Genomic DNA, 22141 nt, shown 5'->3' with positions numbered 1-22141 from the left:
TGAACGTATGATAAATGTGTTCGAAAGAGAAGACGTTACTTGTATTGAGGGGAGTTTCGAAAGGGCAGGACAAAAAGGAAGAACGGTTTATGCATTTTTAGTAGACGGGATGTTAATTGATACCGGGTGCAAACACCTTGAAGCTGATCTAATTCCATTTTATGAAAGCCAATCGATTGACCTAGTCACTTTAACCCATAGTCATGAGGATCATACAGGCACTGCTTCATGGTTCCAAGAAAACCGAAATGTTCCCATCTTTATTCATGAAAAAGGAATTAGCATTTGTGCGCAGACCTGCCCGTATCCCAAATATCGCCAGATGGCTTGGGGAGTACGTAAAGAGTTTACAGCCTTGCCGCTAGGGGAAACGATTCAATCTAAAAGTCTAGAGTGGAAAGTGATTTATACACCTGGCCATGCAGATGATCATATCTCCCTTTATCATGAAGACACAGGCAGGTTATTTACAGGTGACTTATATGTTTCACCGAAAACAAAAGTCATTATGAGAAGTGAATCAATCCGTTTAATTATGAATTCCATACGAATGCTGTTATCGTATGATTTCGAAACGTTATTTTGCTCCCATTCAGGGTACATAAAAGACGGAAAAGTAATGCTGAAGCAAAAGTTAAATTATCTTGAAAACCTTTGCGGTGAAGTAAAAGATTTACATGAAAAAGGATTTACAATTAATGAAATCGATAAAACGCTTTTCCCGAAAAAGTACCCAATTGTGGCAGTTTCAAGTGGAGAATGGGACTCCTTGCATATCATTTCTTCCATTGTTACAAATGCACCTTTAGATTACTAGAATGATAATAAAATTATAAAAGTAAGGCGGGGAACAAATGTCTTCCATTATAATTGATTCTACCCAACCTGAAATCAAGGTGTCCTTTCAAGAGAATAAACTCATTTTCATTTGGAGTTTTACGACCTTGCTGGTGGTAATGAATACGACTATGTTTAATGTTGCATTGCCAGTTGTCCTTAAGGACTTTTCCTTAAACTCATCCACAGCTTCCTGGCTCGTATCCGGTTATTCAATCATGTTTGCAATTTCGACGTTGACCTTTGGCAGACTATCGGATTTCATTCCTCTCTCAAGACTGCTACTCTTTGGTATTAGCATTTTAGGATTAGCTTCGATCATTGGTATCTTTGCCAATCATTTTTTCATATTATTAGGAGCTCGTATTCTTCAAGCTGCAGGGGCAGGAGCCGTAATGGGATTAAGCATGATTATGGCGGGGCGCTATATACCTCTTTCAAGGCGTGGAAAAGCAATGGCGATTATTGCTTCTGCTGCTTCATTGGCATTTGGATTAGGTCCTGTAATAGGAGGAGTCATTACTCAATACTTAGGATGGAATTATCTGTTCGCTATCACTGGATTTTCTATTCTATCTATTCCTTTCTTCCAGAAGTTATTGCCTAAGGAGATTATAAAAAAAGGGAATTTCGATCTATATGGTGCAATTCTAACGGGACTTAGTGTTACAGGTCTTTTACTTTCTCTCTCCACACTTTCTTATGGTTTTTTATTAGGTACGGTTGTACTTTTGGCAGTAAGTTGGAAATATATTAATAAGATTAATGAGCCGTTTATTCCACCAATACTCCTCAGAAATAAGCAATTTACAAAACTTCTATTTATTAGTTGTTCAGCTTTTTTCATAAACTTTTCAAATCTGTTTTTAATGCCCATTATTCTGACGACTGTATTTAAAAAAACACCAGCACAGGTAGGAATAATCATTTTTCCAGGAGCCATTTTGGCGGTGATTGCTGGACAAATCATTGGAAGAAAAATTGACCGATTTGGCAATGCACCGGTAATCATTTTTGGTCAATTATTTTTATTAAGTGCCACGATCCTTTTTGCGTTGTTAACAGCCTTAAATCCCTATTTCATACTTTTAACCTATATGTTCGCAAGTGTGGGCTTTACGGCCATTTCATCGAGCATTTCGAACGAGATAACCAGAATTTTGCCTTTGACTCAAATTGGTTCAGGGATAGGAATCGTCCAATTAATGCAATTTTTCGGTGCGGGGTTAGGAGTGACCGTTTCTGGCTTATTATTAACCCTTCAGGAAGGGGTATCTTCAGAAAATATTTATCGAAATATTTATATTGGCTATTCTTTTGTTATCATGGTGTCTGTTTTCATGTACGGTTTATATTACCGAAAAGCACGTTTGAGAGATGGAAATAGCTAAGAAGAACCCTTTATGTTTGACAGGGTTCTTTTTTTGTAACGCCAATTCCATTTATTGGGAATAAAGCAAATTGACATCCCATAAAGGATGATCGTTGTCACTCATATATGTGCTGGCATTTTTTATCAAAAACCCCAATTATTAGAGAGTAGGAATTATAGAGTATTTCTATTTTTCCTCCTGAACAGTATAATCAGGGTTGGGAGTTGAATGAAATGAATAAAAAAGATATCGCTAATATTCGGAAACAATTTAAATTAGACAATTACAACCTGCAAATTCGAGAAATCTTCAATGTCTATGTACAGAAAGAATCAGGCGAGATTTACCATCATGTCAGCCAGCCGTTCCAAATGTTAGAACAAGAAGCGCAAGAATTATTTTTAACAAACTTTAAGAAGGTATTAACAGGACAGCTTGATGCTAAACTGTTTGAGCTGAAATTTATTCGGGACGTGGAAGACAGCACCCAAATGTTCCTTTTCGAAGGATTACAACAAGAGACAACAGACGATTGGAAAGAATACATGCTGGAAATCGTCTTGAAAATGTTTGCTAACACGAAATATGAATTTGATACAGTGGTGACCTTTATCCGGGGAGAATACCGAAAAGCGACCCGGAAACGGAATGCGGAAACCGAAGAAGGTGGGGATGATGAAGTCTATTCCAGCCCATTTATCCTTTGCAGTCTTAATAAAACGGATCAGCCGAAGAGAGCCTTGACGTTTGATTATATTGAAAAAGAATTTAAATCGCATAATTTCTTTGATCCGATTATTAATTTAGATTCTCCATTATCAGGCTTTTTGTTCCCTGCTTTTAATGACAATGCGGCAGATGTAAACCACATCCTCTATTGTGCTGGGAAAGCGAATCAACCGGATGGCAGATTTATTGAAGAAGTGCTCAATTGTGAAGAAATCATTACTGCCCAAGAAGATAAAGACTGCTTCGATTTTATCTTAAAAGAAGTGATGGGAGACGAAGTGGAATCCCGGGTCATTTCCAATGTGTATGAAGAAATCGATAAGCTGGTTCAAGAGAGTCAAGAAAATGAAGAAAGTGAAATTCCTACATTGGATTCTCAGGATATCGAACGCATTTTAACCGTAAGCGGCGTTGAAAATGTAGAGACGGCAAAAGTGGAACATGCCATTAAAAAAATCATAGATGATGAAAAATATGAATTCAAAGCCAGCAGCTTAGTTCCCAAAACTATAAAAATTGAGACGAAATTGGCCAATGTAACCATCAACCCGAAAGACCTGAAATATGTAAAATATATTACTTATGAAGGAAAACGATGCTTATTGCTCGAGGTCGACGAAGATGTGGTCGTAGAAGGGTTCCGACTGGAATCGGAGACACTTGGATAATAGCAGTGAGTCCTTAAGGACAAAATGTCCTTCATTATTCTCAAAAATAAAAAGACGATCTCCTTACAATCTATTGAAGACGTGGAGTCGTCTTTTTTTAGTTTTTCATTGACCACTATCTAATCCCCGCTTTTAAATTTTCTCTTATGTTGACGGTTTCCATTGAAATGGCCATTATTTTGGTTGAAAAAAGATAATTCCAAAATTCACATTATTTTGAAAGCTATAGATCTTGGTTTAAAATGATAGAAAAGGAGTGTGATAACAAGTGAAAGCACAGGTGATTAAAAAATTTGGAGATCCTTCTGTTTTTGAGATTGCAGAGGTTCCTAAGCCAGAAGTAATTACTGGACATGTTGTTATTCAAGTAAAAGCTACTAGTGTAAATCCAATTGATACAAAGGTACGCAGTGGGTTGGTACCAGCAGTTGCACCAGAGTTCCCAGCGGTGTTACACGGCGATGTAGCAGGAGTTGTTGTTGAGGTAGGTGAAGGGGTAACAGAGTTTAAGGCCGGTGATGAAGTCTTTGGCTGCGCAGGCGGTTTTAAAGGAACAGGCGGTTCCCTTGCTGAATATATGTTGGCGGATGTACAGCTCCTAGCTCCTAAACCCAAAAATTTAACGATGGCACAAGCTGCGGCACTTCCTTTAGTAACCATTACAGCATGGGAATCTCTTTACAATCGTGCAAATGTGCAAAAGGGACAAACGGTACTTGTTCATGCTGCCACAGGCGGGGTTGGTCATGTCGCAATTCAACTAGCAAAGCTAGCGGGTGCGAAAGTATTCACAACGGCTTCATCTGAGGAAAAGTTAAGTATAGGAAAGCGATTGGGTGCAGATGTTTCCATTAATTATCTGGAACAAACAGTGGCGGAGTACGTAAAGGAACATACAGATGGAAAAGGGTTTGACGTGGTATTTGATACGGTTGGTGGCGAAAACCTCGATTGGTCTTTCCAAGCTGCTGCCACATTTGGAACAGTATTAGCAATCGCGGCACGCTCAACGCATGATTTGTCTCCACTCCATGCCAAGGCACTATCCTTACATATTACCTTCATGCTTTTAAAAGTTATTAATAAGGAGCAAAGGCATGAATACGGGAAAATATTACGAGAAGTAACAAAGCTTGTAGAGGAAGGGAAACTTCAGCCGTTAGTCGATAAAAGAGTTTTCAATTTTGATCAAGTAAAGGAAGCACATACTTTACTAGAATCAAATAAGGCAATTGGAAAGGTCGTATTGACAAATGAATGGTAAACTATTGGGGAATTGCCCCATCAAAAAAAGATAATAAGCTACTATTGTAGCAGCAAAATCCTTAGATAATTTTCTAAGGATTTTTTGTGCTGTAAGAACAATAAAAACCATCCTATATTGAATGGTTTTTATCTTTATCACAATTTGATGATGTACTAGAGTGTGTTAATATGCGGTCTAATATTTTTTTAGTAAATGGCATAAAGAAATTAAGTATTATTCCCCCTAAACAAACGGTTAATAAAGTTCCAATGCCAATCGGTCCATTGAATAACAGTGCCATTATCAAGAATAAGAGGTAAATGAATGTTCTCGATAACAGTAAATTTGTCCTCGTTATTTCTTGAATGATTAAGGTTAAACGGTCAATAGGAATCGGTGCCAATTTTGTGTGTAAATAAATTGCTGTTCCTAAGCCTATAACAACTAAGCCGATTCCAAAACAAACAAGTTTGCTAAACAATAATTCGGGGGTTATAAGATTTTGTAATAAAAACAGCCACATATCAATACCAATACCCGTTATAAAAGCTGTCAACAACCCCAAAATTTCGGGTCTTTGTCTTTTTAAAAATGAATTACAACATATTAGAATTAAAGCAATGATAATTTCCCAACTCCCCACAGTAAGCCCCACGTTTATTGATAGACCGACCAAAAGTGCATCAAAAGGCGAAGTTCCAAGGTCTGATTGTATAGTGAAAGAAATACCAAGGGTTAATAATAAAATTCCTAATACATAGACAACATATTTAACTTTAGTCGACTTTATTATCATTTTTTAGTAGGTAATTTTTTGAGCATGAGAATATGTGGGATTCCATCTTCTATAAAGATTGTAGACGAAGTCCTAAACCCAAGTTTTTTATAAAATCCTTCCGCATGCGTCTGTCCATGTAATTTAACCTGCGATGCTCCCCGGACTTCCGCGATTTCTTCTAACTCTTTTATAATGATTTTTCCAAACCCCAATTTACGATAAGGTTCAAGGATGCAGATTCTCTCCATTTTACCTACTCCATCCATAAACCTTATCCTTCCCGTTCCGACTGGTTGTTCATTGTAATGGACTAGGATATGTTCGCATAGTCCATTAAGTGTATCAAATTGATCAAATTCATCTTCTAGTGGTACGCCTTGTTCCTTCACAAATACTTGTTTTCGAATTTCAAATGCTGCCCTTAAATCTTCATAAATCGCTATTCTTTTTACAAACATTTTTTTCAGTCCTTTACATAATTATTTTGTTGCAAATGCAATAAAAATAGGTTAAATTTAATTTATATCAATTTTATAGTAAATGCAACAAAAAAATGCGTGTTAAGGAGATAATCATGCAAGAAATTTTACGAGAAATTGGAATGATTGCAAGGGCATTAGATTCTATAAGTAATATTGAATTCAAAGAATATGACCTTACAAAAGGGCAGTATCTATACTTGGTGCGAATATGTGAAAACCCAGGAATCATTCAAGAAAAGTTAGCTGAGATGATAAAAGTAGATCGAACAACAGCAGCTCGTGCTATTAAAAAGCTTGAAATGAATGGTTTTATTGAAAAGAGAGATGATCAACATAACCAAAAAATAAAAAAACTATTTCCAACAGAGAAAGGGAAAAATGTTTTTCCTTTTATAAAAAGAGAAAATGATTATTCTAATATCGTCGCATTAGAGGGGTTTTCCGAAGGAGAAGTAGAAACTATTTTCAATCTTCTTCAAAGAGTAAGAAAAAATGTAGAAAAAGACTGGGAATTTGTAAAAAAGGGAAACAAGAGAAATTATTGATTATATAAAGGAGTGACATATATAAATGACAATAAAACAGTGCACCCTTGAAGATTCACGCAACCTTCAAGAAATTAGTTTTGAAACATTTAATGAGACATTTAAGGATCAGAATTCACCCGAAAATATGAAAGCTTATTTGGAAAGGGCCTTTAACCTAAAACAATTAGAAAAGGAATTATCCAATATTTCTTCGCAATTCTTTTTTGTTTATTTTAATAATGAAGTCGCTGGATATTTAAAGGTCAATACCAATGATGCCCAGACTGAAGAAATGGATGAAGAATCACTTGAAATCGAGAGGATTTATATAAAGAACAAATTTCAAAAACATGGGCTTGGTAAATATCTGCTAAATAAAGCTATGGAAATTGCGATGGAAAGTAATAAAAAGAAAATCTGGCTAGGCGTATGGGAAAAAAATGAAAATGCGATTGCTTTTTATATGAAAATGGGGTTTGTTCAAACTGGAGCCCACTCTTTTTATATGGGAGATGAAGAACAAACGGACTTTATAATGACTAAGACACTTTAACAACTTTTTTTGAAAGAATCGGCAGTAAATTCAGAAATAGAGCCACCTGTATTTCATATACAATTTATGAAATACAGGTGGCTTCTTGTTAATTAGTAACGGAAATTCCTATTTTAGTTTTTTTATGAATATCTTCTGTTCCCGCATCCAATGCAGTTTTGTAATATAAGCATTTATGCTGGATGACTTCCATTGTTTTTCTTAATTCTTCCATCTGTGCTTCTACAGTAGCTTTTCGTTCCATAAACATATTATATCTTTGTTGCAATGTGGAATCCCCATCAGAACACCAATCAATGAAATATTTAATTTCCTTGATAGGCATCCCGGTTAATTTGAGGCATTCAATTACTTTTAAAGCGGAAATATCAGCTTCTTTAAACAATCGCTTTCCGCTGGATGTCCGTTCTACAAAAGGCATAAGCCCCTCCTTGTCGTAGTAACGCAGGGTATATGGTGTTAGATTCAATTCTTTTGCAACTTCTCCGATAGAATATGTCTTCATCAATTATCTCCTATTCTGATTGAAATAGACTTCGAGTTAACTCTAATGGTTGATGGGATTTTATCACGGTATTTTCTGAATGTCAAAGTCGTCTGACAGATCAAATGAAATTTTAATTAATCGCTTGACTTAGAGTTAACTATAAGGGTTAACATTAATTTTGCAAGAGAAAAGAGTAGGGATAAGAGTGAAAGAAGGGAATTTTAACTTGAATTTTTCATTAATGCCCGATACAACTGAATTCTCTTGAAAAATATAAATTATTGGAGGTTTTTTTATGATAACTGCAAAAGCACGAGCTGTAGATGGTCCAGACAAATCCTTTCGAGCAGCTGAAATTAAACGGCGCGATCTTGATTTACATGATGTTCTAATTGAAATTAAGTATGCCGGTATTTGCCATTCTGACATCCATACTGCTCACGGCGAATGGGGATCCGTGAACTATCCGCTAGTACCTGGACACGAGATTGCGGGAATAGTCACGGAAGTAGGAGCAGAGGTCACAAAATATAAGGTCGGTGACAGAGTAGGGGTCGGATGTATGGTGGACTCCTGCGGCGATTGTGAGAACTGTCGCCGAGGGGAAGAACAATACTGTCTCAATGGAAATGTCCCTACATACGCTGGTGTTGATAAATATGGAGAGCCTACTCAAGGTGGCTATTCTACTCATATTGTCGTAACGGAAAACTTTGTAGTAAGAATTCCTGATAGCATTGAGCTTGACGCCGCAGCACCATTACTTTGTGCGGGTATTACGACTTATTCTCCACTTAACCATTGGGGGGCCGGCCCAGGAAAGAAAGTGGCAGTTGTTGGTATGGGCGGTCTTGGTCATATGGCAGTTAAGATTGCACATGCGATGGGGGCCGAGGTCACCGTTATGTCACAATCATTGAGTAAAAAGGACGACGGCTTGCAATTCGGCGCAGACCATTACTATGCCACAAGCGATCCAGAAACTTTCAGGAAACTTGCCAGAACCTTTGACTTAATTATTAATACGGTAAGTGCAAAAATTGATATTAATGCTTATTTCTCACTGTTAACTCTGGATGGTACTCTAGTAAACGTGGGTGCGCCCGCAGAGCCATTATCAGTAAATGTGTTTTCTCTTATCGGTCATCGCCGTTCATTTGCAGGTTCCATGATTGGCGGTATCCGTGAAACTCAGGAAATGTTGGAATTCTGTGCGAATCACAACATTGTTCCTAAGATTGAAGTAATTTCAGCCGACCAAATTGACGAAGCCTACGAACGCGTATTAGCTTCCGATGTGAAGTATCGTTTCGTAATTGATATAAGCACAATGTGAGTTGAGTAAATGATAAATTTTTAAGGTTATTTCGAGGGTGTCCCAAAAGTCTAGCTTTTGGGACATTTTTTTATATATGCAACTTAAATACATATATTTGTATATTTATAAATAGAAACACTTCAATCGATGGCAAAAAAATCAGCGTCCTATTCAAATAAATGAAAACGCTTACGAAAAATTTAGAATAAATATTCAAAAAAGTATGCAAAAAATGATTGTCAAAAGAACTTTTTTTTACTATAATCAAATTATAAATTTGATGTGAGAAAACATAACATGAGATAGAGAGGTAATGTAACATGACTGAAACGCTTATTTCAAATGTACCTGTAGATACTGCCATTCTTGAACAAATAAAAGAAACGATTAAAGAAAAAAGTGTGGAACTATTACACTTACAATTTGTCGATATTGAAGGGATTCTTAAGCACGTTACGGTAACAACGGAACAATTAGAAGATGTAGTCGAAGGTAAAATGATGTTTGATGGTTCTTCGATTAAAGGCTTTTCTCCAATCAATAAATCGGACCTTTATCTTCAGCCAGATCTTAATACATTTGCCGTTCTTCCTTGGACAGTTGAGGCTAATTATTCAGAAGCTCGTTTCTTATGCTCTGTTAAAAATCCTGATGGATCTCTTTTTGAAGGGGATACTAGAAACGTTCTCAAGAAAACTGTAGATCGTGCTGCTGACAATGGCTACACTATTTCAGTTGGACCTGAATTAGAATTTTTCCTTTTTAAAACAGATGAAAACGGCTATGCCACTCAAGAACTCGGCGATAAAGCAGGCTATTACGAACCATCTCCACATGATCTTGGCGAGCGCGTTCGTTTAGAAATCTACCGTGCGTTAAAGGCAATGGGCTTCACGATTGAAGCATCACACCACGAAGTAGCAGAAGGACAGCACGAGATCAACTTTAAATATGCAGATGTCCTAACAGCTGCAGACCTTGCAACTACATATAAATGGGTCGTGAAGACAGTAGCAAAGAAATTCGGATTACATGCAACATTTATGCCAAAACCAGTATTCGGAATCAATGGTTCTGGTATGCATGTTAATATGTCCTTCTTTGAAGGAAGTGAAAATGCCTTCTTTGATCCATCTGATGAATTACAATTATCAGAAAAAGCTTACCAATTTATTGCAGGTGTTCTTGAAAATGTAAAGAGCTTTACTGCTGTAACAAACCCGCTAGTCAATTCTTATAAGCGTCTAGTACCAGGTTATGAAGCGCCTTGTTATATTGCATGGTCTGCTTCCAACCGTTCAGCTCTGATTCGAATTCCAGCAAAAAAAGGTTTGGCGACACGTGTGGAATTACGTTGTCCAGATCCATCTTCAAACCCATACTTAACCTTTGCAGTTATTGCCTCTGCAGGTTTAGATGGAATTGAAAAGGGTCTTGAGGCACCATCGCCAATTAATGAAGATATCTTCCACATGAATGAAGAAGAGAGAGCATTCCGTGGAATCGATAACCTGCCTGGCAGCCTGGCAGCAGCCATTAAGGAACTAGAATCAGGAGAAATTGCCGCTAATACACTAGGCGAGCACGTTTACAACGAATATGTTTCCCTGAAGAAATCCGAATGGGATAGCTACCGTACAGCTGTTCATACGTGGGAAATTGAGAACTATCATTCCAAGTTCTAATATAATACTTTAAAGGAGCCTATTTGGGCTCCTTTATTTGTTGTTAGGAGAATGAAATCAACCTTGAATGAAATAATCGTTATTGTAAAAAATAAAAAAAGCAATGGACATTAAATTTGGAGGTAATAAAATGCCTAAAGTTGAAGTTTCTTGTGCGATCGCTAACTGCTCGTATTATGGGGAAGGAAATGTTTGTAAAGCTGAAAAAATCATGGTTGAACTAGATAGTCATGCGAGATATGATACGGAAATGTCTTCCGAATTAGGTGAAAAGAATCATCAAGATACAGCTGTCAACTCAGCCGAAACCTGTTGTAAAACATTTAAACCTAAACAAAGCGGATATTAGAATTATTTTTCAAAAATATCATGCACATATTTTAACCTCTCACATATAGTAACTTCTGTGAGTATTTTGTTTGAGAGGAAGAAAAAGATATGAATAACAATGACTTCATTTTGAAAAACGAGTTAAAAAATGGTGAGAATGGATATAAGATCATAGAAATTAATGTATCTGATCCATCCGAAAATTTATTTGCAGTCGTGACTCCAATTAAAATGCAATAAGAAAAAGCAGCACATACTTTGAATCATGAATAATGGAAAAAGAGATAGAAAATGCTATAGAGGTAGAAGGATTGTTAAAAGTCAGGGGGATTCTACCTTGTTGCAACCTCTAGTAAAATCTGTTCCTAATTTGTTTACAATCGGAAATTTATTATGTGGGGTATTTTCAATTACCTTCAATATGAGCGGTTATTTGAAAATGGCCTGCATTTTTATTTTCTTATCGGCAGTCTTAGATCTTTTGGATGGGCGAATTGCGAGAAAATTAAAGGTGAATAGTGAATTTGGGGTCGAATTGGATTCGTTAGCTGACATTGTTAGCTTCGGCGTCGCTCCTGCTCTTCTTTTTCATTCGCTGGCAGCGCCATCCTTTTTTACCTCATTAGCCTTTATTCTTTTTCCTACGATGGGGGCATTAAGGTTGGCTAGGTTTAGCATCAAACCAACCATTGGATACTTTAAGGGGCTGCCTATTCCCGCTGCTGGACTACCCTTAGCCGGAATGGGATTATTTCTATACAGCAATGCATGGATTACCATGTTCCTGGCCCTTTTAATGGTAAGTCCCATTAAAGTTAAAAAATTATAAATTTTGTTAAAAAAGCTTGTCGCCTTTTTGAAAAGGGACTAGCTTTTTTTGTTTTTTGTCTGAGAATATTTGGTAAAATAGCATTAAAGTAAAGAAGAAAAAGGAGGCAAAAGTTAAATGATTGCAACACAATATAAGATTATATTGCCAAGTGATTATGATATGAATATTATCAGAAACAGAGTAAGAGATAATGGTCATAAAACAGACGGATTTGAAGATCTCAAATTTAAATTGTATTTGGTCACAGAAAAGGGGACCAATAATAATATTCAAAATAGTTATTGTCCATTATATCTATGGAATAGCAGCAACGGCCTAAACAAGTTTTTGTTTAAAGGCTATTATGACAATATTTTAAGATCATTTGGCTGGCAGAACGTAAATGTGGGAATTCCACTAATAAATACGACTACGTCAAACATCATAGAAAATAAGTATCTATTTCAAATCACAAGAAAAATCCAGCCACAAGAAAGTTTAAATAACTTAATAGAAACGATCGGAGAAAGTATCCCAAAAATGGACCATGCAGAATATTTAGTTATCTATAACCCGGATAAGTGGGAGTATGATGTCTTTTACTTTTTGAGTGATTTAGGCGGGTTAACAAAAATTGATGGAGTAATTTATAACATTCTTCATATATCCCAAGGAGAACACTTTTATTAAGAATTCATCTCGAATCACATCAAAAGACGGCATCCCGTGAATCGGGTGCCGTCTTTTGATGTGATTCATTGAGAAACAACACTATTATCAACTTCTAAAAATTTGGTAAGAGCTTCTATATTTTGCTGGAAGTCCACGTCTAATACTTCACCAAGATCATCAATAGTTTTATTTTGAAAACTGCCCTCTTCAGGGATGCGCAAAGTTTCTATATTTCTGCCTTTCTTCGTGAACAAGTCTTTCCCCATCGACAGGAGAGTGGAGCTATCAATATTTGTATCTATGTATTTATTCAAAAGTCCTATGAGTTCAGGTAGTTTTAGAATACTATGGAGACCGACAGCTTGTTCAGTCAATTTTGAGACCACTTCCTGCTGTCTTTGAATCCGTCCGAAATCACTTAAACTGTCATGCCGGAAACGGACATATCCAAGCAATTCTTTACCATGTAGTGTTTGTTTACCTTCTTTTAACGTCATTCCTATACCATCAGACATCTCATGCGGTACGTCTACTTCAATCCCATCGGGAACAAGGAGATCGACTGCTTTTTCAAATCCTTTAAAGTCGACCATCGCATAATATTGAATTTCTAACCCTAAATTTTCTTTAATGGTTTCGCTTAATAACTCAGGACCTCCAAAAGCATAAGCCGCATTTAATTTTTGCTGTCCATGTTCAGGAATAGTGACTAACATATCACGCATAAGAGAAATAAGTTTCATTTTATGGGTTTGTGGATCATAATGGGCAACCATAATGGTATCCGTTCGGGCATGATCTTCACCCCGTGAGTCACTTCCTAATAATAGAACATTTATGGAACTTAAATTCTTTTTCTCTGCTTGAATTGAAGGTTTTTCCTCCTTTTTTTGAAGTGGTTGGTTCATCACCTGCATGGTTCCCTCAATGTATTGAAATACTTGAAAAATACCGGCTGCAAGGATCCCTAATAAAAGCAGGGCACCAAACACTCTACCCCATTTAACTCTTTTTCTTTTCTTTCTCGTCCGTTCCAAACTTTGCACCACCTAGGTTGAATTAAAGATAAAAACCCCCTTGAAATAGTGATTATCCCATATTTAGGTTACATTTCCTTGAAATTCTGATTACAATTTTTTTAATTTAATAACCTCGCCATCATGAAAGTGGCGAGGTGTTTTTCAACTTAGCTTCACAATCGATAAGGAAGCCGCATTTATACTTTGGCCAGCAAGCATAGTTAAGAGGGTATCTGTTGAGGAACCTATATTTCTAAGCTGGAGGGTTGAATTTTGGGGAATATGGATAATCGCTTGTCCTACAAGCATTAAAGTAGCATTATCTACTTGTCTTGTAATGCCAAAGTTAGTAAGATTTTCTTGGACCAATGGATGATTCAGGAAAATACCATAAACCGAAGTGGAAGCGGGACCATCTAATAGTAAAGTATACTCTATCTTATAGTCTCCAGATTCCAAGACGGTTAAAGAACCTTTTTGTTCGGAAAATCTTATATTTTCCAATGCGCCATGTTGATTAAAGCGGATATTTTCACCTGGTCTTACTAATATCGGTTCAGAACCTGTAAGTGTAACATATCCATATGCCGCTGTTGATTTCTTCCAATTTCGATCCCACACTTTCATCACCACCTTTATAAATTATTAATATATGATATTAGAGAATGCTAGAAATGTTTGTACGGCAGAATAAATGTTTTATTGTACTCTGCAATAATTGTTGTTTTAAAAAAGGCAATTACTCACGAGAAAGCGATTTTATAATTGATAATAATGTATAATGTAGGATAAAAAGGGAGGAATTTTCATGTTACATATCGGAATTATTGGCTTAGGAGCCATTGGTCAACGCTTAATTAAAAAATTCAAGGAACATCCCGACGTTGAAATTACAGCTGTTTGTGATCGGTTAGAATCCCTAGTTAGAGAAACATCTAATGCGCTTGGTGGAGTTCAAGCTTATACTGACTACCAGGGCTTAATTGCTGATCAAAGAGTGGACCTTATTTATATTGCGGTACCTCCGAAATTTCATCATCCCATTGTGATGGATGTCCTAAAAGCGAAAAAGCACATCTTATGTGAGAAGCCTTTAGCAAACTCATTGGATGAAGCAAAAGAGATGGCTCAAGCTGCAAAAGAAGCAGGTGTCATCCATGCGATGAACTTCCCGCTTAATTATGAGCAAGCCGCCTCTAAATTTGCGGAACTTATCGGCCAAAATTACGTTGGCAAGCTGCGCCGATTACAACTCACCATGCATTTTCCAGAATGGCCGCGTTTGTGGCAAAAAAATGACTGGGTAGGCGAGAGAGAGCAAGGGGGATTTGTTCTAGAGGTCGGTGTCCATTTTATCCAACAAACCTTAAAGTTATTTGGCGGAATCAAAAAAATCCAAACCCGCTTAGAATTGCCAGAAGATCCGCAAAAATGTGAGACTGGTGTGATCGCAACGGGTGAGCTTGAAGATGGAACTCCGGTTTTAATCGAAGGCTTAAGTCACATTGCCGGTAAGGAACATATCGGGTTTACTGCCTTTGGATCAGAAGGAATATTGTCACTAGAAAACTGGGGTGAATTAAGTGGGGGAAAAAATGGAGGAGAACTTAATGCCATTTCGTTTGTTGAAACAAAACCCAATCGCTTAATTGACGAGTTAGTAAAAGCAGTAAATGGCCAGGAAGCAGAGCTTTATGATTTTGAAGTGGGCTACAGAGCTCAAGAGATACTTGAAAAACTGCGGAAAATGTAAAGGTTTCCAAAAATCAATTGATCAACGTTTTTTACATTATGTAAGGGGCGTTTTTTTAAAAAAAATTGTTCCAATTATTGACAGGATATTTTCATTTCAATAAAATTAGTTCATATGGAATGATAGGGGCTTTTACATGAAAGTTGTATTTAATGATTTTTTAAGTATTTTGATTCATCAAACAGACCTGTCCCTAACTAGTTATATCAAAGCCAAGTTAGCACCGTTAAATATTGCGCCTGAACAAAATTTAATTTTGCTGCTCCTCTGGAAACAGGATGGGTTGACACAAAATGAAATTGCCAAAAAGCTCGAAAAAGATAAAACCAATGTTGCCCGTATGATATGCAATCTTGAAAGAAAAGGGTTTATCACTAGACATATAAATGAAATTGACAATCGTTCGTTTCATGTATTTCTCACTGAAAACGGCAAAAAACTTGGTGAAATCATCAAACCGCTGGCGGAAGAATTCAACCGTACCGTGTGTGCAGGTATTTCAGATGAAGAACAACAAATTGTTAAACAAGTATTGTTAAAAATGAGACAAAATGTGGAAATGAAATGTATTGAGCCAAAATAGTTGCGCATGCAACTATTTTTTTGTTAGAATGAGCAGGTCTTGTAGTTGCTATAGCAACTAATATGATAGTTATTTAATTATGAAGGGATTGGATAGAAATGACAAAAGTATTGTACATCACGGCTCATCCGCATGATCACGCTCAGTCATATAGTATGGCAGTTGGAAACTCATTTATTGAAACATATAAAGAAGTAAATCCAACTGATGAAATTGTGCATATTGACCTTTTTAAAGAAAATATTCCACATATTGATGCTGACGTGTTCAGCGGATGGGGGAAACTTCGATCAGGGCAAGGCTTCGAGGAACTTTCTTCAGAGGAGAAAGCAAAAGTGGGCCGACTCTCTGAATTATCGGAGCAATTTATTGCAGCCGATAAATATGTATTTGTAACCCCGCTTTGGAATTTTTCATTCCCGCCAGTCATGAAAGCGTATCTTGATGCAGTAGCTGTTGCTGGTAAAACGTTTAAATACACAGAACAAGGTCCAGTTGGTTTATTGACAGATAAAAAGGCGCTCCATATTCAAGCTCGCGGCGGATTTTATTCTGAAGGTCCTGCTGCTGAATTGGAAATGGGACACCGTTACCTAAATGTGATAATGCAATTCTTTGGAGTTCCATCCTTTGAAGGAATCTTTGTAGAGGGACAAAATGCTATGCCGGATAAAGCACAAGAAATTAAAGCAAATGCGATTGCTCGGGCAAAGGATTTAGCACATACCTTTTAATTTTGCACAAGGGTCAACCATAGGGTTGGCTTTTTTTTATTTTGATAGTTTTGATAAAAAAGGGGCCATCTCCCATGGAGCAGCCCTTTTGCTTTTTATAGTGATTGTTCAAGCTCATACCAATAATAAGATAGTGTTTCCATTCCTTTATCGAAATTCTCTAAGTTGAAATGCTCGTTCGGTGCATGGAAATTTTCGTCTGGCAATCCGAATCCCATCAACACTACTGGTTTTTCTAAAATTTGATCGAAAGCGGCCACAATTGGAATCGATCCTCCTCCACGTGTAAAGGAGGTGGGAACTGTATACACCTTTTCATAAGCTCTTTTGGCAGCTTGAATGGCCGGATGATCAAATGGTGTAACATATGCGGCGCCTTTGTCAAAAAGAGACACATTGACCGTTACTCCCGGTGGGGTATGGGATTGTACATGCTTTTGCAGGAGTTCGACAATCTCATCAGGATCTTGATCAGGTACGAGTCGGCAGGTGATTTTGGCATGTGCTTCCGCTGGGAGAACAGTTTTAATGCCTTCACCTTGAAAGCCGCCATAAATGCCGTTCACTTCTAGTGTCGGCCGGACCCAAGTTCTTTCCAAGGTGGTATAGCCTTCTTCTCCAAACATTGCAGGAACACCTAGTTGATCAATAAAAGACTGATCGGTAATCCCGAGTGATTCATAAGCCGCTTTTTCGGCAGGGGTTAAGTTCGCCACTTTATCGTAAAAGCCTTCCACTGTGATTTGTCCTTTCTCGTTGCGGAACGAATTCACAATCCCCACTAGAGCATGGATAGGATTTTGAATCATGCCCCCGTATAATCCAGAATGGAGGTCGCTTTTTGGACCTTTTACATCAATTTGTATTCCACATAAGCCTCTTAATCCATAGCAAATAGCTGGCTTGCCGCGCTCCAACATGCTCGTATCAGAAATAACAATCACATCGGACGATAATAATTCCTTATTTTCCTCAACGAATAAAGGCAGGTTAGGGCTGCCGATTTCTTCTTCACCTTCAATTAGGAATTTAACATTGATTGGCAGGGTTCCTGTTGTTTTAAAAATAGCTTGCAACACTTTGAGATGCATGAACACCTGGCCTTTGTCATCACTAGCCCCGCGCGCATAGAGCTTCTCATCGCGAATATCCGCCTCAAATGGCGGGCTGTCCCATAAATGAAGCGGGTCAACAGGCTGAACATCGTAGTGGCCATAAATCAGAACGGTCGGTTTTCCTTCAGCGTTTAACCATTCACCATAGACTACAGGGTGGCCATTCGTTTGATGGACTTCAACCTTTTCCATCCCGATTTCTTGAAGTGACTTCGCAACCCAATTGGCTGCTTTCTGAACATCATCCTTATGTTCAGGAAGCGAGCTAATACTCGGAATTGCCAAAAACTCCTTCAATTCCGCTAAATGCTTTTCTCTGTTTTCCGATAGATATGTAAGAATTGCTTGATCCAATGTAAAACACTCCTTATTAATATGACTTCTTTATATCTATTTCTTTTTAAATAGAATTTTTCCTCCTTAGAAATAGAGCCTTCATCTATATTATGGTTTTCTATTTGTTCTTGGCGATGGGGGAACTTTAGAGTGTCCGAGATGGCTGTAAAAAAAGGGAGAAGGGCAGTGTGGTGAGTTCAGAGTGCCGTTAACGAAGGAAAAATGAGTAGCAAGGGCTCTGTCTATGGGTCATTGCCCGCAAGTGAGGAATTTTCGTCTTTAAGGTAAATGAAAGGCGGTTTCATTGCCCGAGGGAGGATAATTTTTGTCCTTAAGGTAAATGAAAGGCGGTTTCATTGCCCGAGTGAGGATAATTTTTGTCCTTAAGGTAAATGAAAGGCGGTTTCATTGCCCGAGGGAGGACAATTTTTATCTTTAAGGTAAATGAAAGGTGGTTTCATTGCCCGAAGGAGCGCTATTTAGAGTGTCCGTGAAGGCTCAATTTATATATTAAAATTGTTTCCTTATTAATAATTAAATATATCTACTAAATTAATGAAATGTTAAAATAAGGTATTAAATATTGTAAATATTAGTAACTGGGGGAAAATTTATGAAAAAAGTTATAGTTAGTTTACTTGCGGCCATTTTCTTGAGTTTTATACTTGGCAATACCTTTCCGGAAGCAAAAACACGTTCAGGCGGTACTAGTCGATCCGGTTCAAGTGTTTCCAAACCGTCTATTTCTGCTCCGCCTTCTTCACCTACAAAGCAGACCTCAAGCAGCAGTACAAAGAACACAACAACAAATCCGCCATCTTATTCTTCACTCACGACAAAATATCCAAAAGCAACACGGTATTTTTCTGGAGATGTGCTATCCAAAACGCTTCTTTTCGGATCGACTGTATTACTTTTAAATGATTCATACGATGATGAACCAACATATGAAGATGAACAAGGGAACGTTTATACGTTAGCGGATTTAGAAGGTATGGACGTACAAATACCAGATGAGGAGCCAGTTCAAGATTCAAATTCAGAAACCGTTACTTTTAATGAAGATCAACCGAATACAGGTGCGACAGAAGTAATCGAAACAGCATCTTCTAATGAGGATTATACAAGTTTTGATGACGACACATATGAAGAAGAGAATAACCCATCCTTTAATTGGCTCTGGCTGATCCTTCCTTTAGCAGCAATTGTAATCATACGATCTTACTTACGGAGAATGAAAAAATAAGGGAGGGACCATATCATGCAATCGATTAAGAAAATTGGCGAGAGATTTTGGTATATGACTCCAGTTTCCGAGACAGATCGGCCAATTCTTGGGATGGTCGTCGGAAAACATAAAAATTTAATGATTGATGCCGGAAATTCAGAAGCGCACGCTGATTATTTTTTAAAGGAGCTTTATAAAAAGCAGGTTTCGAAACCGAACATGGTAGTTCTGACTCATTGGCATTGGGATCATATTTTTGGTCTTTCGGCTTTAAATGGGGCTGTTTCGATTGCTTCGAGGCAAACGAAAGGGGAGATTGAGAAGTTGCTTCCACTTAGCTGGTCTGATGATGCTATAGATGAAAGGGTAAAAAAGGGTACTGAAATTGAATTTTGTGCGTCGGCTATAAAGAAGGAGTTTCCTGAGCATCGTAATATCGTGATTACCCTGCCAGTTGTAGCCTTTGAAGGCACAATGGAAGTAGACCTTGGCGATGTGACCTGCATTTTGCAGCATGTCGGCGGGAATCATGCTCAAGATTCTGTTGTCGCTTATATAAAAGAAGAGAAAATCTTATTTCTCGGAGACTCCATTTATCCTGATATTTTTTCACCAAAACGAAACTATACGGTTCAAGGAACGCTTGAGCTGTTAGATAAGCTGGAGACATTTGATGCTGAAACGTATATTCTTTCCCATTGGAAGCCGCTTTCAAAGGAAGAGTTCGATCAAGAGGTCCGAATGCTCAGAACGATTGCAAGGTACACAGATAATTTTGAAGGAGTTAAACAGAGAATATTGGAAGCGTAAAGAAATGATGTGGGACGTGTGCTAACTGAAGACGAAATCGAAACCGTAGAAGATTTTGTTAATGGCTATAAAAAATCCCAAATATCACTTTAGAAGAATGTTATTCCAACAAACGCAGACAATAGTATAAAAATAATCAAAAGAGGTGAACAAATGAAGGATAATGAAAAATACCCACAATTTCAAAGTGGTGAAATGGTCAATAAAGAGTTTAAAGGACTATATGGAATTGATCCGGAAATGAGTTTACTTTCGGTGAATTTTGCAACTGGAGAGAACTCTTATTTAAATGAGCATTATCAGGAGGATCCAAACGAAAAATCCGAATGAATCAATATTGGATAAATAAAAAGGGTGCAATTCATTTGATAGAATTGACCCTTTTTATCATTAGACTTTTTCTAATTGGTTAATCCGTTCCAATATTCTTCGCTTTCTGAATAACATCTGACCAGCCTCGGCAACATCACCAATGGAAGAGCGATTAATAAAGGCACCAAATACCATCCCGGCAATCGGGATCATTTGAAAAAGCTTTTTCCAGCCAAAATTATCGCGATAGGTAGTCACAACTTCGCGCCATCCCTGTAATTGTGAAATCATTTGATTGTTCCGGTTCTCTTCCTGAAAGGAAGAAAGGTCCTCTAAAATAGCCTTTTTCCCAACAATATCGGAGGACGAAAATTGCAGACATTTTACAATAAAGATCCTTTCCGCCTTATCTTTAGGATCAAATCCGTAACTAATGGCCATCTCCTGCAATACTTTAAGGGATAATCCTAAAAGGACAGGAACATCAATCGCTAAAGTAAAAAGCCCGCCAATCCCTGTTGTTGCTCCTTGGATGGTTGCAAATTTTGTCCGTGAATTTTTGATTTCATTTGCAACCTCATCCATTTTGCTGAGGGAAACCTGGTCCAGGTCCTCAATTCGCAGCAGCTCCTGCCCAGGTAAAGATTCTTTTGGGGAGAACTTCTTTAGAATGCTTTCTTCCTTGACTAAATATTGTCCGCCCGTTTGTATGTAATTTCCTAATTCATCAATCGCCAATCCAATTTTTTCTTGTATGAATTTTGGCGTAATTTTATCCAGCAGCTTAAAGGGCAGACGGCCAATTTTCTCCCAAAACCATAAATCCTTTTGCTCGTTCTCCCAATCCTCAATCTTCTTTAATTCTGCCTTTAAAAAATCAGTCGTTTCCAACATAAACCAACTCCATATGTTTTTAAAAAATAGATTTTATTAGTATACGTATAAAATACAAAGGAGTTTCAAATATTTCAAAACTCATTGAAGTTGGATAACGAAATTTCTATTTTACACTGGTTATGTTTACATGATCATGATCCCCGACAATTAATGTATCAACAACATTTAGAAACAAACCGTGTTCAACTACTCCAGTCATATTTTTTAAAAATGAACTTAATTGTTCCATATTTTCTATTGCCTTCAAGTGCAGGTCTGCAATATAATTCCCGCTATCCGTTTTGTAGATTTCATTTTGCTTCATTCTTAATTGAGGATGAAGTTGATGACTTTCCAGCGTTTGTAGTACATGAACATATCCAAAGGGAACGATTTCAACGGGCAAAGGAAAATGTCCGATACTTTGTGATACCTTACTTGAATCAGCAACCCAAATCACCTTATCTGAAATAGAAGCAACAACTTTTTCAAACAGCAGTGCGCCGCCGCCGCCCTTAATTCCATTAAATTTGTGGTCTACTTCATCTACTCCATCGATAGTTAAATCAATTCTGTCGATCTCATTTATCGATAATAAGGGAATTCCTAGCTGTTCACACAATGTTGTTGTCGATTTGGAGGTAGAAACACCCTTGATTTTTAACCCATTCTTTACTAGCTCTCCCAACTTCATCAAACTGTAATAAACTGTAGAACCAGTACCCAATCCCACAGTCATTCCATCTTTAATGTAGCGAACTGCTTCTTCGCCAGCTAATTGTTTTTCATTCAAATTCATTCCCTCATTTTTAAAAAATTATCTTCAATATATTTTGTACAATTCTAGCCTCAAATAAAAAAAGTGACGTAAAGCCACTT

25 protein-coding genes and 1 pseudogene are annotated in these 22141 nt (G+C 37.4%); 18 read left to right on the top strand and 8 right to left on the bottom strand.

The features are described from left to right. Nucleotides 1-7 precede the first annotated feature (7 nt). The 4 genes from ACIFOT_RS27585 (at nt 8) to ACIFOT_RS27570 (ending at nt 4871) form a co-directional block, all read left to right on the top strand. On the top strand, nt 8-817 hold the full coding sequence (locus ACIFOT_RS27585; RefSeq protein ID WP_430070705.1) for an MBL fold metallo-hydrolase: 810 nt from the start codon (nt 8-10) through the stop codon (nt 815-817). Between the two features lie 37 nt (nt 818-854). Beyond that, complete coding sequence (locus ACIFOT_RS27580) at nt 855-2228, top strand: MFS transporter (RefSeq protein WP_430070702.1); 1374 nt, start codon at nt 855-857, stop codon at nt 2226-2228. Between the two features lie 215 nt (nt 2229-2443). After that, a complete protein-coding gene (locus ACIFOT_RS27575; protein ID WP_430070700.1) occupies nt 2444-3607 on the top strand; it encodes a DUF4317 domain-containing protein in 1164 nt (387 codons plus the stop codon). Nucleotides 3608-3875: 268 nt separating this feature from the next. After that, nucleotides 3876-4871 (top strand): zinc-dependent alcohol dehydrogenase family protein, encoded by a 996-nt coding sequence (locus tag ACIFOT_RS27570; RefSeq protein WP_430070697.1) that lies wholly within the window; start codon nt 3876-3878, stop codon nt 4869-4871. A gap of 112 nt (nt 4872-4983) precedes the next feature. Here ACIFOT_RS27570 and ACIFOT_RS27565 read toward each other — a convergent pair whose 3' ends face one another. Both ACIFOT_RS27565 and ACIFOT_RS27560 read right to left on the bottom strand, forming a co-directional pair. Beyond that, a complete protein-coding gene (locus ACIFOT_RS27565) occupies nt 4984-5649 on the bottom strand; it encodes a YczE/YyaS/YitT family protein (protein WP_430070694.1) in 666 nt (221 codons plus the stop codon). Beyond that, nucleotides 5646-6089: a GNAT family N-acetyltransferase gene (locus tag ACIFOT_RS27560; RefSeq protein ID WP_430070691.1), complete on the bottom strand. Its 444-nt coding sequence runs from the start codon at nt 6087-6089 to the stop codon at nt 5646-5648. Before ACIFOT_RS27560 ends, ACIFOT_RS27565 begins: the two co-directional genes overlap by 4 nt. A gap of 116 nt (nt 6090-6205) precedes the next feature. Here ACIFOT_RS27560 and ACIFOT_RS27555 point away from each other — a divergent pair, with 116 nt between their 5' ends. Next, on the top strand, nt 6206-6658 hold the full coding sequence (locus tag ACIFOT_RS27555) for a MarR family winged helix-turn-helix transcriptional regulator (RefSeq protein WP_430070689.1): 453 nt from the start codon (nt 6206-6208) through the stop codon (nt 6656-6658). Nucleotides 6659-6683: 25 nt separating this feature from the next. Further along, entirely contained in the window at nt 6684-7193 is a 510-nt protein-coding gene (locus ACIFOT_RS27550) for a GNAT family N-acetyltransferase (RefSeq protein WP_430070687.1), read from the top strand. Nucleotides 7194-7281: 88 nt separating this feature from the next. On the opposite strand, the gene ACIFOT_RS27545 is transcribed toward ACIFOT_RS27550, so the two are convergent. After that, entirely contained in the window at nt 7282-7698 is a 417-nt protein-coding gene (locus ACIFOT_RS27545) for a MerR family transcriptional regulator (protein WP_430070684.1), read from the bottom strand. Nucleotides 7699-7975: 277 nt separating this feature from the next. On the opposite strand from ACIFOT_RS27545, the gene ACIFOT_RS27540 reads away from it, so the two are divergent. The 6 genes from ACIFOT_RS27540 to ACIFOT_RS27515 all read left to right on the top strand — a co-directional run bounded on the left by ACIFOT_RS27540 (nt 7976) and on the right by ACIFOT_RS27515 (nt 12514). Next, nucleotides 7976-9016 (top strand): NAD(P)-dependent alcohol dehydrogenase, encoded by a 1041-nt coding sequence (locus ACIFOT_RS27540; protein WP_430070681.1) that lies wholly within the window; start codon nt 7976-7978, stop codon nt 9014-9016. 302 nt (nt 9017-9318) lie between these two features. Next, a complete protein-coding gene (gene glnA, locus ACIFOT_RS27535) occupies nt 9319-10683 on the top strand; it encodes a type I glutamate--ammonia ligase (protein ID WP_430070678.1) in 1365 nt (454 codons plus the stop codon). 130 nt (nt 10684-10813) lie between these two features. After that, the gene (locus ACIFOT_RS27530; RefSeq protein WP_430070675.1) at nt 10814-11032 is read left to right on the top strand and encodes a DUF1540 domain-containing protein; all 219 of its coding nucleotides are present in this window, start codon (nt 10814-10816) and stop codon (nt 11030-11032) included. 89 nt (nt 11033-11121) lie between these two features. Then, nucleotides 11122-11253, top strand: coding sequence for a hypothetical protein (locus ACIFOT_RS27525; RefSeq protein WP_430070673.1), 132 nt, complete (start codon nt 11122-11124; stop codon nt 11251-11253). A 97-nt stretch (nt 11254-11350) separates the two neighbouring features. Next, nucleotides 11351-11842, top strand: a complete 492-nt coding sequence (gene pssA, locus ACIFOT_RS27520) for a CDP-diacylglycerol--serine O-phosphatidyltransferase (protein WP_430070670.1) — start codon at nt 11351-11353, stop codon at nt 11840-11842. A 117-nt stretch (nt 11843-11959) separates the two neighbouring features. After that, entirely contained in the window at nt 11960-12514 is a 555-nt protein-coding gene (locus ACIFOT_RS27515; protein ID WP_430070668.1) for a DUF4865 family protein, read from the top strand. 65 nt (nt 12515-12579) lie between these two features. Here the strand turns inward: ACIFOT_RS27515 and ACIFOT_RS27510 are convergent, their stop codons facing one another. Together ACIFOT_RS27510 and ACIFOT_RS27505 are read right to left on the bottom strand one after the other, a co-directional pair. Next, a complete protein-coding gene (locus tag ACIFOT_RS27510; protein WP_430070666.1) occupies nt 12580-13533 on the bottom strand; it encodes an LCP family protein in 954 nt (317 codons plus the stop codon). Between the two features lie 144 nt (nt 13534-13677). Then, nucleotides 13678-14136, bottom strand: coding sequence for a BclA C-terminal domain-containing protein (locus ACIFOT_RS27505; RefSeq protein ID WP_430070663.1), 459 nt, complete (start codon nt 14134-14136; stop codon nt 13678-13680). Nucleotides 14137-14323: 187 nt separating this feature from the next. Here ACIFOT_RS27505 and ACIFOT_RS27500 point away from each other — a divergent pair, with 187 nt between their 5' ends. The 3 genes from ACIFOT_RS27500 to ACIFOT_RS27490 all read left to right on the top strand — a co-directional run bounded on the left by ACIFOT_RS27500 (nt 14324) and on the right by ACIFOT_RS27490 (nt 16585). Next, nucleotides 14324-15268, top strand: coding sequence for a Gfo/Idh/MocA family protein (locus tag ACIFOT_RS27500; RefSeq protein WP_430070660.1), 945 nt, complete (start codon nt 14324-14326; stop codon nt 15266-15268). Nucleotides 15269-15404: 136 nt separating this feature from the next. Further along, complete coding sequence (locus ACIFOT_RS27495) at nt 15405-15851, top strand: MarR family winged helix-turn-helix transcriptional regulator (protein WP_430070657.1); 447 nt, start codon at nt 15405-15407, stop codon at nt 15849-15851. A gap of 98 nt (nt 15852-15949) precedes the next feature. Continuing rightward, nucleotides 15950-16585: an FMN-dependent NADH-azoreductase gene (locus tag ACIFOT_RS27490; protein ID WP_430070654.1), complete on the top strand. Its 636-nt coding sequence runs from the start codon at nt 15950-15952 to the stop codon at nt 16583-16585. 95 nt (nt 16586-16680) lie between these two features. Here the strand turns inward: ACIFOT_RS27490 and ACIFOT_RS27485 are convergent, their stop codons facing one another. Next, the gene (locus ACIFOT_RS27485; RefSeq protein WP_430070651.1) at nt 16681-18054 is read right to left on the bottom strand and encodes a dipeptidase; all 1374 of its coding nucleotides are present in this window, start codon (nt 18052-18054) and stop codon (nt 16681-16683) included. Nucleotides 18055-18649: 595 nt separating this feature from the next. Here ACIFOT_RS27485 and ACIFOT_RS27480 point away from each other — a divergent pair. From ACIFOT_RS27480 to ACIFOT_RS27470, 3 genes and pseudogenes are all read left to right on the top strand, one after another. Continuing rightward, nucleotides 18650-19282, top strand: a complete 633-nt coding sequence (locus ACIFOT_RS27480; protein ID WP_430070648.1) for a hypothetical protein — start codon at nt 18650-18652, stop codon at nt 19280-19282. Nucleotides 19283-19297: 15 nt separating this feature from the next. Then, nucleotides 19298-20167, top strand: a pseudogene (locus tag ACIFOT_RS27475) (MBL fold metallo-hydrolase). 60 nt (nt 20168-20227) lie between these two features. Continuing rightward, nucleotides 20228-20404 carry a hypothetical protein gene (locus ACIFOT_RS27470; RefSeq protein ID WP_430070645.1) on the top strand — a complete coding sequence of 59 codons (177 nt, stop codon included), beginning with the start codon at nt 20228-20230 and terminating at the stop codon, nt 20402-20404. Nucleotides 20405-20464: 60 nt separating this feature from the next. Here the strand turns inward: ACIFOT_RS27470 and ACIFOT_RS27465 are convergent, their stop codons facing one another. Together ACIFOT_RS27465 and rpiA are read right to left on the bottom strand one after the other, a co-directional pair. Beyond that, nucleotides 20465-21280 (bottom strand): EcsC family protein, encoded by an 816-nt coding sequence (locus ACIFOT_RS27465; protein ID WP_430070642.1) that lies wholly within the window; start codon nt 21278-21280, stop codon nt 20465-20467. A 106-nt stretch (nt 21281-21386) separates the two neighbouring features. Further along, on the bottom strand, nt 21387-22061 hold the full coding sequence (gene rpiA, locus ACIFOT_RS27460) for a ribose-5-phosphate isomerase RpiA (RefSeq protein WP_430070639.1): 675 nt from the start codon (nt 22059-22061) through the stop codon (nt 21387-21389). Nucleotides 22062-22141: the final 80 nt, after the last annotated feature.

The sequence above is a fragment of the Neobacillus sp. NRS-1170 genome (assembly GCF_050468025.1).
This window is presented reverse-complemented; position numbering and strand designations above follow the sequence as displayed.

Excerpts from the sequence above, each read along its gene's own strand:
- rpiA (WP_430070639.1), bottom strand. The coding sequence starts at position 22,061 with ATGAATTTGAATGAAAAACAATTAGCTGGCGAAGAAGCAGTTCGCTAC.
- ACIFOT_RS27490 (WP_430070654.1), top strand. The coding sequence starts at position 15,950 with ATGACAAAAGTATTGTACATCACGGCTCATCCGCATGATCACGCTCAG.
- ACIFOT_RS27525 (WP_430070673.1), top strand. The coding sequence starts at position 11,122 with ATGAATAACAATGACTTCATTTTGAAAAACGAGTTAAAAAATGGTGAG.
- ACIFOT_RS27565 (WP_430070694.1), bottom strand. The coding sequence starts at position 5,649 with ATGATAATAAAGTCGACTAAAGTTAAATATGTTGTCTATGTATTAGGA.
- ACIFOT_RS27575 (WP_430070700.1), top strand. The coding sequence starts at position 2,444 with ATGAATAAAAAAGATATCGCTAATATTCGGAAACAATTTAAATTAGAC.
- ACIFOT_RS27480 (WP_430070648.1), top strand. The coding sequence starts at position 18,650 with ATGAAAAAAGTTATAGTTAGTTTACTTGCGGCCATTTTCTTGAGTTTT.
- ACIFOT_RS27545 (WP_430070684.1), bottom strand. The coding sequence starts at position 7,698 with ATGAAGACATATTCTATCGGAGAAGTTGCAAAAGAATTGAATCTAACA.
- ACIFOT_RS27470 (WP_430070645.1), top strand. The coding sequence starts at position 20,228 with ATGAAGGATAATGAAAAATACCCACAATTTCAAAGTGGTGAAATGGTC.
- ACIFOT_RS27580 (WP_430070702.1), top strand. The coding sequence starts at position 855 with ATGTCTTCCATTATAATTGATTCTACCCAACCTGAAATCAAGGTGTCC.
- ACIFOT_RS27560 (WP_430070691.1), bottom strand. The coding sequence starts at position 6,089 with ATGTTTGTAAAAAGAATAGCGATTTATGAAGATTTAAGGGCAGCATTT.
- glnA (WP_430070678.1), top strand. The coding sequence starts at position 9,319 with ATGACTGAAACGCTTATTTCAAATGTACCTGTAGATACTGCCATTCTT.
- ACIFOT_RS27555 (WP_430070689.1), top strand. The coding sequence starts at position 6,206 with ATGCAAGAAATTTTACGAGAAATTGGAATGATTGCAAGGGCATTAGAT.
- ACIFOT_RS27500 (WP_430070660.1), top strand. The coding sequence starts at position 14,324 with ATGTTACATATCGGAATTATTGGCTTAGGAGCCATTGGTCAACGCTTA.
- ACIFOT_RS27495 (WP_430070657.1), top strand. The coding sequence starts at position 15,405 with ATGAAAGTTGTATTTAATGATTTTTTAAGTATTTTGATTCATCAAACA.
- ACIFOT_RS27530 (WP_430070675.1), top strand. The coding sequence starts at position 10,814 with ATGCCTAAAGTTGAAGTTTCTTGTGCGATCGCTAACTGCTCGTATTAT.
- ACIFOT_RS27550 (WP_430070687.1), top strand. The coding sequence starts at position 6,684 with ATGACAATAAAACAGTGCACCCTTGAAGATTCACGCAACCTTCAAGAA.
- ACIFOT_RS27465 (WP_430070642.1), bottom strand. The coding sequence starts at position 21,280 with ATGTTGGAAACGACTGATTTTTTAAAGGCAGAATTAAAGAAGATTGAG.
- ACIFOT_RS27540 (WP_430070681.1), top strand. The coding sequence starts at position 7,976 with ATGATAACTGCAAAAGCACGAGCTGTAGATGGTCCAGACAAATCCTTT.
- ACIFOT_RS27585 (WP_430070705.1), top strand. The coding sequence starts at position 8 with ATGATAAATGTGTTCGAAAGAGAAGACGTTACTTGTATTGAGGGGAGT.
- ACIFOT_RS27515 (WP_430070668.1), top strand. The coding sequence starts at position 11,960 with ATGATTGCAACACAATATAAGATTATATTGCCAAGTGATTATGATATG.